8 protein-coding genes are annotated in these 12,887 nt (G+C 70.9%); all 8 read right to left on the bottom strand.

The genetic code is table 11. The features are described from left to right. Nucleotides 1-2,881, bottom strand: a 2,881-nt coding sequence (locus AC27VN_RS17525; RefSeq protein ID WP_490877336.1) for a two-partner secretion domain-containing protein, incomplete at its 3' end; no start/stop codon positions are given. 2 nt (nt 2,882-2,883) lie between these two features. Continuing rightward, nucleotides 2,884-4,599: a ShlB/FhaC/HecB family hemolysin secretion/activation protein gene (locus AC27VN_RS17520; protein WP_490877335.1), complete on the bottom strand. Its 1,716-nt coding sequence runs from the start codon at nt 4,597-4,599 to the stop codon at nt 2,884-2,886. A 341-nt stretch (nt 4,600-4,940) separates the two neighbouring features. Further along, nucleotides 4,941-7,040 carry a CHAT domain-containing protein gene (locus AC27VN_RS17515; protein ID WP_490877334.1) on the bottom strand — a complete coding sequence of 700 codons (2,100 nt, stop codon included), beginning with the start codon at nt 7,038-7,040 and terminating at the stop codon, nt 4,941-4,943. Nucleotides 7,041-7,222: 182 nt separating this feature from the next. Then, nucleotides 7,223-8,260: a porin gene (locus AC27VN_RS17510; RefSeq protein ID WP_490877333.1), complete on the bottom strand. Its 1,038-nt coding sequence runs from the start codon at nt 8,258-8,260 to the stop codon at nt 7,223-7,225. A gap of 116 nt (nt 8,261-8,376) precedes the next feature. Further along, nucleotides 8,377-9,345 (bottom strand): Bug family tripartite tricarboxylate transporter substrate binding protein, encoded by a 969-nt coding sequence (locus tag AC27VN_RS17505; RefSeq protein WP_490877332.1) that lies wholly within the window; start codon nt 9,343-9,345, stop codon nt 8,377-8,379. Nucleotides 9,346-9,474: 129 nt separating this feature from the next. Beyond that, complete coding sequence (locus AC27VN_RS17500; protein WP_490877331.1) at nt 9,475-10,677, bottom strand: DUF5624 domain-containing protein; 1,203 nt, start codon at nt 10,675-10,677, stop codon at nt 9,475-9,477. A 6-nt stretch (nt 10,678-10,683) separates the two neighbouring features. Continuing rightward, nucleotides 10,684-11,817 carry a hypothetical protein gene (locus AC27VN_RS17495; protein ID WP_490877330.1) on the bottom strand — a complete coding sequence of 378 codons (1,134 nt, stop codon included), beginning with the start codon at nt 11,815-11,817 and terminating at the stop codon, nt 10,684-10,686. A gap of 4 nt (nt 11,818-11,821) precedes the next feature. Then, nucleotides 11,822-12,700, bottom strand: a complete 879-nt coding sequence (locus AC27VN_RS17490) for an amidohydrolase family protein (RefSeq protein WP_093350769.1) — start codon at nt 12,698-12,700, stop codon at nt 11,822-11,824. Between the last annotated feature and the right edge of the window lie 187 nt (nt 12,701-12,887).

The following is a 12,887-nucleotide window of genomic DNA, read 5'->3' as shown; positions in this document are numbered from 1 at the left end:
CGCTGGCCGAGGCGCTGTCCGCGAGCAAGCCCATGCCGGTGGCCAGCGCGAGCATGCCGCCGGTCTTGTCGCTCACCGTCGATTCGAAGCGGATGTCGCCGCCGGTGCCCGCGCCGCTCGCATCGGCCAGCGTGCCGGTGGCGCCCGCGAGGCCGCCGCCGTAGATGTTGCGGCCGGTGACGGCGATGGAGCCGCCGGCCACGGTACCGCTCGCGGTGCTCAGCAGCGCATCGGGCTGGGCGCCGCGCTGCAGCAGCACGTCGCCGTTGCCGCCGACGATGTTGATCTGGCCGCCCTCGGCACGCAGGCCCTGGCCGGCGCCGCTGGCACGGATCCACACCGCCGCAGGCGTGACGCCTTCGTCGATGCCGGCCGGTGGCGGGGTCGGCACGCCGTTGAAGTCGTAGGTCACGCCCGCGCTGCCGGCGGTGCCGACGATGTCGATGCGCCGCCCCTGGCCGGCGGTGATGCCGGTATCGCCGATCAGCACGCCGTGCGAGGCATTGATGGTGGCCGAGGCCGAGAGCTTGGCGAATTCGTCGGTGCCCAGCAGCGTTCCGAGGTCGGCGCCCTGGCCTTCCACACGCACGTTGCCGCCGGTGGCGATGTCGACGCCGTTGGCCTGCACGCCCGCGCCCGCGACGTTGAAGCGCAGCCGCCCCACGGCATCGCCGGTGGTCCATCCGCGCGTGCTGCCGCGCAGCACGATGTCCCCGCCGGTGGAGGCGATGCGGCTGCGAGGGCCCGGGACGCTGCCGGCCTCGCGCCCGATCTCCACGCCCTTGGCGGCCAGCCCGCCGACACCGTCGACGGTGATGGCGCCGCTGCCGGTGATCAGCTCGGAGCTGGAGATCAGCACGCCCGAGCTGCCGTTGAGCGTGGAGCTCGAAAACAGCGTGCGGCCCTCGCCGCGCAGGTTGATGACACCGCCCTCGGTGCAGCTGGCGGCATCGACGCCGCAGGTCGAGATGCGGCTGTTGCGCAACTCGATGCCGGCGCCCACGCCCGAATCGCCGAACTCGGAGGCATAGCCGATGGCGCGGCCGTTGGCGGCATCGCCCTGCCCGTAGAAGCGCACGTTGCCGCCGTTGGTCTCGATGCGCGCGTTCGTCATCTGGATCTGCGCGGCCCCCTCGCCTTCGGAGGTCACGATCGGGGTGTTGCCGGCCCCCGGCACCGTGCCGTTGGCATCGACATTGAAGTCCACGTTCAACGCGCCGCTCGTCGACTGGAGGGTCGAACGGTCGAGCATCGCGATGCCGGTGGCCGAATCCACGCGCAGCGAGGCGGTGCCGCCCTCGCTCTTGACCACCTGGGCCGCGGTATCGAACAGCACGCCGAAGCGCTCCTGCCCGCCCTCGGCATTGGCCGCGTTGCTCGCGAGCGTGACGTCGGTGCCCTGGCCGAGCGCGCGGCCCAGTGCCTGCGAGCTGATCGGGCTCGAGGCCATGCCGCCGGCGCTGGGAAAGCTGCCGGGGTCGTAGTTCGGCGCCTCGGGCGTCACCACGATCTGCTTGTTGGAATTCAGCGTCCACTTGCCGTTGGCGCCACCGTTCGCACCGCCCGCGGCCGACAGCGCGAGGTCGTTGCCGACCTGGATCGCATCGGCGCTGGTGCTGATGTTGCCGCCCGCGCCCGAGCCCGCCCCCTTGGCCGACAGCGTGCCCGACAGGTGCAGGCCGAGCCGGGTGGCCGGCGGTGCCTCGCTGCCGGTGCCCGGCAGCGAGGCGTAGCTGGCTTGCTCGATGCGGATCTCGCCCCCCGCGGCATTGCCGGTGCGGCCATCGGCACGCACCACGGCACCCGATCCCAGCAGCGCGGCGGGCGGCGCCGATGCGATCGACAACCCGCTCAACGCCTTGAGCTGCACCGAACCCCCGCCTGCATCGCCGCTCGCGTCGACCAGCGCGCCATCCATCACGCGCACATTGCCCGCGGCCACCGAGATGCGGCCACCGACCGCCGTGCCGGTGGAGGTCGCATCGAGCGTGCCGCCCACGCGCACCTCGTTGTCGGCGCCGCCGCCGAGCACGATCTCGCCGTTCTTCGTGCCGAGCGAACGCGCGCGCACCACGCCGGCCTGGTTCACCACCAGCTCGCCGAGGGTGGTCGACTGGCCCACCATCACGACCTTGCCGCCGTCGGCCTGCACGGTGCCCGTGTTGCCGACCGAGGCGTTGGTCGCCATCGAGTCGGACGCGATCGCGATGTTGGTGAGGCCGTCGCCCGCGAGGTCGAAGGTGATCTTGCGGCCCGAGACCAGCGCCACGGTCTGGCCGTCGGCCGTGATGGTGCCGGTGTTGCTCACGCCCGCGCCCATCAGCACGACGGGGCCGCCGGTGGCCGTGATGCCGCCTTCGTTCACCACCGTCTTGGCATTGGCGTTCAGCCGCTCGAAGCTGAAGTTGGTCGTGCCACCGAGGAAGTTCGCGTCGCTGGTGGTCAGGCCCAGTGTCGAGGCCACGAGGCCGCCGACGTTGACGCTGGCACCGGAACCGAACATCACGCCGTTCGGGTTGATGAGGAACACGCGGCCGTTGGCGTTGAGCTGGCCCGCGATGGTCGAGAGCTCGTTGCCGGTGACGCGGTTGAGCAGGATCGCCGAGGCATTGGGCTGCTGGATGTTGACGATGTTCTTGGCGCCGATCGAGAACGTGGTCCAGTTGACGATGCCGCGCTGGCTGCCTTGCACGATGCTCATGATGTTGCCGGCCTGGGTCATCGAGACCACGTTGCCCGGCAGCGCCGAGGGCAGGAAGCCCGTGGGCAGCACCTGCGCCATCGCGGGCACGGCGCCCGCGCAGATCAGCGAGAACGCGACCGGCCGCAGCCGCAGGCGGCGCGTGGTGGCGCGAAGAAGAGGAGACGTGCGTTGCTTCATGGTCAGAACGCCTTTTGAACCTGGACGTACAGCCGCGGGTTGTGGCCGCCGCCGTCGGTCTGTGCCCGCGGTGTGCCGTCACGCCAGGCCAGCGTCGCATTGATCGAGAAATTGCCGGGGCGCGACCAGCTCATGCCGATGCCGTAGCCGCGCAGGCTGTGCGAGTTCTCGCCGTCGAAGGGCGAGGGACGGCGCGCGAGCTTGCCGCGCGCCGCGTCGTAGAACACGAAGGGCGTGAACTCCTCGTTGACCGACCAGCGCCATTCGACGGTGCCGATCACGCCCTGGTCGGCCAGCAGTTCGCCCGAGGGGTAGGCACGCACGGCGCGCGCGCCGCCGAGCGCGAGCTTCTCCGAAGCATCGAGGTTCTTGCTGGCCCACTGGCCGCCGATGGCGAGGTACAACGAATGGCGCGGCACGATCGATTGCAGCCGCGAGAGCTGGAAGCTCATCTTGGTGAAGCCGCCCTCGGTGTGGCGGCCGCCGAAGGCCTGGTCGGCCGCGAGGGTCTGCGGGTCGCGGATCGACAGCGAGCCGTGGTAGAGCGTGCCGGTGCTGGCCCAGTAGCCGCCGCCGAAGACGTCGTCGCGCCGCTCCCAGGCCCAGCCCAGGCCGATGCCGCGCACGCGCTTCTTGACGTCGTAGTCGACGACGCGGATCTCGTCCTTGAGGTCCTTGAGGTCGGCGGTCAGCCGCAGGAACAGGTTCTGCTGGCGCTGGCGGATCAGCGGATAGTTGAGCGAAAAATCAAGCACGTCGGCGCGGCCCTGCGCGTCGAGGTCGGAGAACTGGCCGCCGAGGTCGTAGCTCACGCGCGCCAGGCCCATGCCGGCGCGCAGGCCGCTGGTGCCGATCGGTGCCTCGTAGGCGATGCGGCCGTATTGCAGCGCATTGCTGTCGGACACCATGACGCGCGCATCGAGGTTGTCGCCGATGCCGAAGGGGCTGAGCCAGCGCACGGTGCCGCCGAGCCGGTAGCGGCCCGATTCCTTGGTGCCATGGTTGTCGCCCTCGGCGGTGAAGGCCCAGCGCGGCGCGGCCGCGACCTCGACCGACAGATCGGTGGTGCCGGGCTGCGTGCCCTCCTGCAAGGCCGACGAGACCTTGACGCCGGGCTGGTCCGACAGCAGCAGCATGGCGCGCTCGTAGGCGGGCGCGTTGACGGCCTCGCCCGGCTGCAACGGCGCGAGGAAGCCGCGCACGCGTGCTTCGGCGATCGGTGCTTCGGGCGCCACCAGCACATCGACGCGGCCCAGCCGGCCCTCGATCACGCTGATCTCGACGATGCCGTCGCGCACGGTCTGCACGGGCACCACGGCCTGCGCGAGGAAGTAGCCGCGCTCCTTGTAGCGCGCGGTGATCGCCTTCGCGAGTTCCTCGAGGTCGGCCAGCGTGACGTCGCGGCCGATGTAGGGCGTGGTGATCGACTGCAGTTCCTCGTTGCTCAGCGCCTTCACGCCATTGAGGCGCAGGTCGTTGAGCTTGAAGGCACCGGTGGCGGAGGTGTTGCGCGACGGTGCTGGCAAAGTCTGCGGCGCGACACCGCCGGTGGCCTGGGCCATGGGTCGGTTGCAACTGCCGCAAGGGTCCTGCGTGGGCAGCAGCGCGGTTTCCTCGGCCTCGTTGGCATGGGCACGCTGGGCGGCCACGAGCAAGGCGGCGCCGAACAGGGCGGAGACGGCGAGGGCGATCGGTGTAGAGCGTTGAAGGGCGCGCATTTCAGGGCTCCACCGCGTTGTTTCTTGCGGGTTGCTGGTGTTTTTGGGGGTCGGTTCGTTCGGGGCGCGTGCACAGGACAGCGGGTACTTCCCTCCGCGAATGTCCCCCGCCCTTCGGGCTCCTCCTTGATTTCGCTACGGGAAGCACCCACTGCCCTGTGCACGTGGGCGCAGTCGTTGTGCAGCCGGTTCTACGGCCGCGTCCAGGCTCACGTCGATGGGGTACTCCCCGCAGCGAAATAAAGGAGGAGGCCGAAGGCCGGGGGACATTCGCGGAGGGGAGTACCCCGTCGGCGTGAGCCCGCCCCGAACAGCAATGCAAGAGAGCAACACGAGACATCTCAACTCCCAACGGTCAGACGCCAGTTGCCGATCAGATTGAACGGCGCCCAGAAGAAGGGATGCGACATCTTGGGATCCTTGAGCACCGCGAGCTGCCCCGCCTGCATTGCCTTCTGCAGGTCGCGGCCCTTCGCGAGTTCGCCGTAGAGCGTGCTCATCAGCACCGCCGTCGCGTCGTCCGACACCGGCCACAGCGAGGCGATCAGGCTCGAGCTGCCCGCGGAGAGGAAGGAACGCGTGAAACCCAGCACCTCGTCGCCCTGCGCGATGCGGCCCAGGCCCGACTCGCAGGCCGACAGCGTCACCAGGGCCGTGCCCTGCATCGGCATCTCGAGGATCTCGTGCGCCTCGAGGAAATTCTGCTTGCCGCCCTCGTTGGCCAGCAGGATGCGCGAGTACAGCGGATCGACCTCGTCGGCCTCCGCATGCGCCGCCACGTGCATCAGCGGCGAGCGCGCCGCCACGTCGCGGAACTGCGTCTTGGTCGCGGCCGCGCCCATGTAGACGCTGTTGCTCGGGAAGTACTGCGCGAGCTGCTTGACCTCGCTCTCGGCACCCGGCAGGTCGTACTTGTCCTCGATGCGCGGATTGCCGAAGGCCGTGAGCGTGGCGTTCACGCGCGGCGTGCGCTGCGCGAGCTGCACCGCGATGCTGATCGAGGGCGCCACCGCCACCGGGTGCGTCTCGATCACGTAGCGGCCATTGAGCCGCAGTGCCTGGAACGGCAGGTAATGCAGCGGGCCGTGCGGCACGATCACCAGCCGCTGGCCGGCCTGCAGGTTCAGCGGGCCGAGCAGCGCGGCACCGAGCTTGTCGGCGTTGGTGATCGCGGTGCGGCGGCCGCGCACGATGGTGTTGCGGAAAGTCTCGACCAGCTCAGTCAGCTCCTCGCGCTTGACCGGGATCGTCTTGCTCTCGATGCCCGCGGGGCTCACCACCCACACCATCAGCCGGTCGGGCAGCGAATGGAACTGCACCACGCGCTCGTCGGGCGCCAGCGTGCGCTGCAGCGTCGCGAGGTCCACCGTGGCCGAGGCCTGCTCGCTGAGCTTGGCGCGCCCGCGCACCGCGTCGAGCAGCGCGCGCGAACGGCTGTGCTCGCTGACCTCGAAGGCGCGGGCGCTGTCGCCCGCGTCGCTGTAGATGGACACGCCGCGCTCGAACACCGACTGCAGGTCGGAGAACAGTCCCATCTTGAATTCTTCGCTGCGGAACTTCGCACGCACCTTGTCCACGCCCTCGAGCGCGCGGCCCACGGCCTCGGCCGCGGCCTGCTTCTGGCCCAGCGCCACCTCGCTGCGCGCCACGCCGTCCCAGGCCCAGAGCTGGTAGTAGCCGCTGTCGGCGCCGACCTGCCGCGCGGCCAGCGCGCGGTAGAGGTCGCGCGCCTCGGCGGGCTTGTTCTCGGCCAACAGCAGCCGGGCGCGCGTGCGGTCGAGCTGCGCGGCCAGCGGTGCGTCCTTCGGTTGCGGCAGCGTGCCGAACAGCTCGCGCGCGCGCTGCGTGTTGGCCGGCGTGCCCGATTCGATCAGCGCATTGACCAGCGAGGCCTGCACCAGCGGCGCATAGCGCGGCGAGCTGTTGGCCAGCGCCTCGTCGTAGCTGAGGATCGCGCCCTCGTAGTCGCCGCGGCGCGTGCGCACGTCGCCGATCACCTTCTGCGACGGCCCCACCACCAGCTTGGGATCGCGCGCCTCGCTCTTGAGCGCCTCGCGGGCGAACTGCTCGGCCTTCTCGAGTTGGCCCGAGTAGCTGTAGACGATGGCCAGGTCGCGGTTGGCCATGGCGCGCAGGTTCGGGTCGTTGGTGGTGTTGGCCAGGTGCAGCGCCTTGCTCGCGGCGCGCACGCTCTGGCGGAACTCGCCCGACTCGGCCAGCGCCACCGCCTGGCTGCAGTACTGGTAGCCCGAGAGCTTGACGTTGTCCTGGCCGTAGAGCACCGCGCCTTCGCTGGTCAGCGCCAGCAGCGTGTCGGTGTCGGCGAGCCGGGCCTGCTCCATCTTGCTGGCCGCGGCCTCGGCGCTCGGGCCTTCCTGCGCCTGCGCCGGCGACAGCTGCGTCAGCAGCACCACGCCGGCCCATCCCAGCGCCCATCCCATTCTCGAAAACCTCGCCATTGGACCCCCGCGCGCGGCCGGCATGCCCGCCTTGGCGGGCATCGACGCCGCGGAAGTGCGCGCCGTTCTGGCCTCGTGGGGAAAGTCTAGGGACGGCCCCTACCCCCGCCTATTCGCAATACGGTCTAGCGCAAATGGACTATGGGAGGCGTCACGCAAGGGTCTCAGAAGTTGTGCGAGATGCCGAACTGCAGCCCGCTCGAGGGCATGCCCGGCGAGCCGGCCGGCGAGGAATCGGCCACCACGTAGGCCGCGTTGCCGCGGTTGCGGATGCGCGAATAGGCCGTGTAGACCGCCGTGCGCTTGCTGAGCCAGTGCACGTAGCCGACCGCGAACTGGGTCGCGTCGTCGGCATCGAGGCCGGGGCCGCTGCGATTGGCACGCGCGGCCGACACCTTGATGACACCCGGGCCCACCGGCATGCTCGCGCCCACCATCACGTGCACCTGGCGGTCGTTGTACGTCTGGTGGCGGTGGTAGTTGGCGTAGAGCTTCACCGGCCCGAAGTCGTAGGTGCCGCCCATGGTCGCGGTGCGGTAGACCTGCCCGTTGGCCACCGGCGTGCGGCCATAGGCGGCCGCGATGTCGAGCGGACCGTTGGCATAGCCCAGGCGCGCGCCGGCATAGCGCATGCCTTCCGCGCCCTCGGGCATCGCGTACATCGCCTGGCCGTAGAAGCCGCCGAGGTCGCGCGGCAGGAAGTAGCCGACCGAGTTGTCGACCCGCACCAGCGTGCGCGCGCCGCCCAGGCCCATGGGCCAGCCCTCGACCATCGCGGCCGAGCCGCCCACGCCCACCGTGCCGAAAGGCGAGAACTGCGAGACGTTCCAGAAGGTGGGCACGTAGTCGCGGCCCAGCCGCAGCTCGCCCCAGGTGCGGCTCGACAGGCTCATCGTGGAACGCCGGTGCCAGTAGACGCCCTGGTACTCGCCGGTGTCGGGCAGCAGCGCCGACTCGAGCCAGAAGCTCGCGACCAGCCCGCCGCCCAGGTCCTCGCTGCCGCGAAAGCCCAGCCGGCTCGGGAAGATGTTGCCGCCCTGGTCCATGGCGCGCACGCTCTTGCCGCCGGCCTTGCTGTAGGTGAAGTTGAGGTCGACGGTGCCGAAGACCTGCACGCTCGACTGGGCCTGCGAGAGCAGCGGCAGGGACGAAAGGAACAGGGCGGTCAGGACGGCGCGGAACGCGAAGGGGATGTTGCGCATGGGTGTCTTCCGAAAAATGGGCGAGCGAAAGCCGGCGCTGCGGCCCTCGGGCCGGCGCGGCGCGGTCGAAATGGAAAAGGGTGCGAGGTGGCGCGGGCGAAGCCCGGCCCCGGCGCTCAGTCGATGCGGATGTTCTTGGCCTTGATGAGCTTGCCCATCGCCTCGGCCTCGCGACGCACGATGGCGCGCGTCTCCTCGGGCGTGGTGCCCATCGGCTCGAGCCCGGCCTCGGCGATCAGCCGCTGCATCTCGGGCGACTGCGTGGCCGCGCGGATCTCGCGGTTGAAGCGGTCGACGATCTCGGGCGGCGTCTTCGCGGGCAGCCAGAAGCCGAGCCAGGTGAACACCTCCAGGCCCGGATAACGTTCGGCCAGCGTGGGCACGTCGGGCAGCGCGGCGCTGCGCTGGCTGCCGGTGTAGGCGATGGGCTTGACGCGGCCCGCGCGGATGTTGGGCAGCGCCGAGATCGGCGGCTCGAAGCCCAGCATCACCTGGCCCGCGATCACGTCGGGCATGGCGCTCTGCTTGTAGGGCACGTGCAGCAGCTCGATGCCCGCGGCGTCCTGCAGCAGCTCGAAGCCCAGGTGCGCGGTGCTGCCCGAACCGTAGGAGGCGAAGCTCACGCGGCCCGGGTCCTTCTTCGCGAGCGCCACCAGTTCCACCAGGTTCTTCGCCGGCACCAAGGGGTTGGCGACGATGAACGAGCCGCCCTTGAGCGCCTGCGTGACCGGCACCAGGTCGGTCTGCGGGTTGTAGGGCAGCTTCGACAGCAGGAACGGCGTCATGGTGAACGGGTTGCTGGTCGAGAACAGGATGGTGTAGCCGTCGGGCGCGGCCTTGGCGACCGCGTCGGTGCCGATGGCCGCGAGCGCGCCGGGGCGGTTCTCGACCACCACCGGTGTCTTGAGCATCTGGCCGAGCCGCTCGGCATAGGCGCGCGCGAACACGTCCGAGCCCACGCCGGCCGGCGTGGGCGTGATGATCCGGATCGGGCGCTGGGGCCAGGCGCCGGACTGCGCCTGCGCGCCGGCGCTGGCCAGTGTCAGTGCGAGGGCGGCGCCCCACAGGGTTGCGAGCTTTCTCATGGTGTCTTGTCTCCGTTCTCTTTTCTATGGATCGAATGCACGCGGCGCGGCCGCCGGCGTGCCTGCTGTCTGGCGCTTCTTCTTTTGTCGTCCCGCCTCCGGCGTGCCGTCACCGGCCGCCACGTCCGCTCAACCGCCGGCGTGCGGCGCCAGCGGTGGATAGCTCACGTTGTCCAGCCCCGGCACCACCAGCCGCGCGGGCTGGTTGCCGTTGGCGCGCAACTGGTCGACCGCGTAGTCGACCACGCAGCCCGAGAGCAGTTGCCGCGGGTCCTCGAGCACCACGCGCAGCCGCGTGTTGAGCGCGAACCAGTCGTCGGGACTCGCGATCGCGGGCATCTCGCCGACCGACTCCGTCCGCGCGTCGATGCGGGGCCGCCCCGCGGCGCCGGGCTCGAAGCGCGGATAGCCCTCGTACATCAGCGGCCCGAGTTCGCTCACCGTGCGGGTGTGGGCCCAGATCTGACGCAGCGGCTCCTCGAAGGCGCGCACCGCCGCGAGGTCAGGCAACTCGGCCACCTTGAAGCTCGGGCCGTGCGGCGCGATGTAGAGCCGGTCGAGCGCGAGCCGCTGGCCCGAGGCCGCGAGGATCATGGCGGCGACCGAGTTGGTGGTCCAGGTCACGCCGGCCGTGGGCCGGCCCTGGCGGCCGACGATCAGCACCATGGCGCGCGACCAGTCGATCGCATGGCGGTCGAACCAGCCGATCACGCGGTGGCCGGTGTCCATGCCGACCAGGAAGAAGGTGGCGATCATCACGGCGTTCATCGGCACCGTGGCACCCACGGCATCGCCGCGCGCCTCGATGTAGTGCTCGCGCATGTCGGCGGCGGTGAAGCTGTCGGGCTCGCGCAGCGCGCGCTCGAGGTAGCGCTCGGTCAGCGCGCACGAGTAGTCGACCAGCTGCGCGATGCGCGCCTCGCGGCCTCGGTAGGCGGGCACCGCGACGGTGTCGCGCCACAGCGCCTCGGAGTTGGCGGCGCGCGCGGCACGCGTGCTGTCGATCAGGCGTCGGGTCTCGGCGCGCCAGAGCTCGCCCTCGGGATCGAGCTCACGCAGCCGCAGCAGCGAGGCCACCGCGGGCCCGTGGTGCGAGATGCCCGCGAGCTCCTTGAAGCCGCGCGTCGACATGCGGAAGCCCTCGATCTCGGGCGGCCGGCCGCCGCCGGGGAACAGCACGATGTCGGTGCTGGTCGCGACGATCAGCGGATCGTGCGCGCTGGCCGCGGCGGTGCGCGCGCTCAGCGTGGCGCCGATGCTCGTGGGCCCGGCCGTGTAGGTCTCGAACAGGCGGACCAGCTCGGGGCTTTCGTGGGGTGCGTAGGTGGCCATGGCGGGTCAGCCCGTGATGGAGGCGCCGAGGCCGTCGACGCGGTAGATGCGGCTGGGCGTCGCGAAGCGCACCGCGGCGCTCAGGCTGTTGGCCACCGCCAGATGCAGCGCGCCGTCGGCCTCGAAGAAGGCCGCGTCGGTGCCGCCCGAGGTCGCGAAGCGCGCGGCCTCGACCAGCCGGCCGTCGTCCATGCGGAACACGATCGACTCGAGCTCGGGGATCGGCGCCTCGCGCGTGCCGTGCAGGAAGTTGACGAGCACCAGGTGCCCGCCCTCGGCGTCGCCGCGCCAGGCGAACTCGCGCCCGCCTGGGCCCGCGAGCACCTGGTGGACCGCGAAGCCGCCGTCCTGCCAGCGGTACAGCAGCGTGTCGCCATGCAGGTTGGCGAAGGCCAGCCAGGCCTGGCCCTGGGTCTCGAAGAAGCAGAAGGCGCGGCCGCTGCGGCCATCGAGCTGCTGGAACGGCTCGAAGCGCTCGCCGTTCCAGCGCAGCAGCAGCGAGGGCACGGCATGGTCGGCATGGGCCAGCAACCGCTCGCCGCCGACCTCGAAGAAGGCCCAGTTGTAGCCCCAGGCCGAGGGCACGTCCTGGAACGGCACGAAGCGCGCGCCGTCCCATTCGAGGAGGCACGACGACACCGGCCGCGCGGGCTGCTCGCCCGGCAGGGTCACGCCCTGCGCGAGCGCGAGGAAGTGGCGCTCGCCGATCGCGAAGTGGTGCCACTGCTTGGCCGCGAAGCCGTCGATGCGCTGGAAGGGCTCGAAGCGGCCGTCGACCAGCTCGAAGATCGTCGACGGCACGGCCAGGGTGTAGGGATCGCGCCCGCTGCGCAGGCTCGCGGTGGCGAGGAAGGCGCGCTCGCCGATGCGGAAGAACTCGGCGTCCTCGCCGCCGGGCACCGGCAGGCTGGCATGCGGCACGAAGCGCCCGCCCTCCCAGCGGTAGACGGGCATCTCGAGGTCGCTGTCGCCCAGCGTCATCTTCGCGGGCTGGCCCTCGACGTCGCGCGCCAGCTGCGGCACCGCGAGGTAGCGCGTGCCGCCGTGGACGAAGCCGGCCACCGCGCGCGCGCCGGTGGTGGCGAGTTCCTGGATGCAGTTCAGTTGCATGGCCGCGCTTTCGATCGTGGAGGCATCCATGGTCTCAGAACCCGAACAGCCGCGCCGGGTTGTCGGCCAGGATGCGCCGGCGCGCGGCGGCATCGGGGATCCAGTCGCCCAGCAGGTTCAGCAGCTCGCCGGTGTCGCGCCCGCCCTCGGGAATGTGCGGCCAGTCGCTGCCCCAGATCACGCGCTCGGGCACCGCCTCCACGATGGCCTGCGCGAGCGGCCGCAGCCGCTCGTAGTTGCCGTCCTTGGCGAGCCGGTACGGGCCCGAGAGCTTGAACCAGCCGCGGCCGTCGTGCACCGCGCGCAGCAGGCGGTCGAAGTCGGCGCGCGTGAGGCCGTCGCTCTCGAGCATGTAGCCCATGTGGTCGATCACGAAGTCGCTCTCGATCTCGGGCAGGAACGGGATCAGGTCGCGCACCACCCAGCCCGGCGTGTAGAACTGGACATGCCAGCCGAGCGCGCGCGTGCGCTCCACGCTGCGTGCGATGAAGCGTTGCAGCTCGGCCGTGGGCAGGCCCGAGCGCAGGAACAGGTCGAGCCGCAGCGCGCGCACGCCGCGCGCATGCATTGCGGCGAGCTCCTCCGCCGAGGTGCCGTCCTCGACCATCGCGACGCCGCGCGCGGCATCGCCCGCGAGGTCGAGCGCATCGAGCATGCAGCGGTTGTCGGTGCCGTAGAAGCTGGGCTGCACGATCACGAAGCGCTCGAGGCCGAGCACGCCGAGCGCGGCGCGCAGTTGCGGCAGGTCGCCGTCGGGCAGCGTGTAGTGCGGCGCGGGCACGCGCGGGTAGCGTGCCTCGGGGCCGAACACGTGCACGTGCGCGTCGCAGGCACCGGCGGGCACCTCGAAGGCGGCGCGGGTCAGGGTCTGCGCATCGCGCATCGGCTTGGAAACGAGGATCTGGTCGGTCATGGAAAAAGTCGGATCGGAAATTCGAAGAAGCTCAGTCGAGCAGCACGGCGCCGTCGAGCGGCCGCACCGAATCGAGCGCCTGCGCCACGCGCTCGTGCAGCACGGCGAGCAGCAGGTCGGTGTCGATGCCGGTCATGAGGAAGGGTGCGGCGCCACGGCGGATGCAGTCGGCCACGTAGGCGATGTC

This window comes from Variovorax sp. 20P10.2.4 (assembly GCF_058244205.1).
Note: the sequence above shows the minus strand (reverse complement) of the source record. Positions and strands in the feature narration are given on the sequence as shown.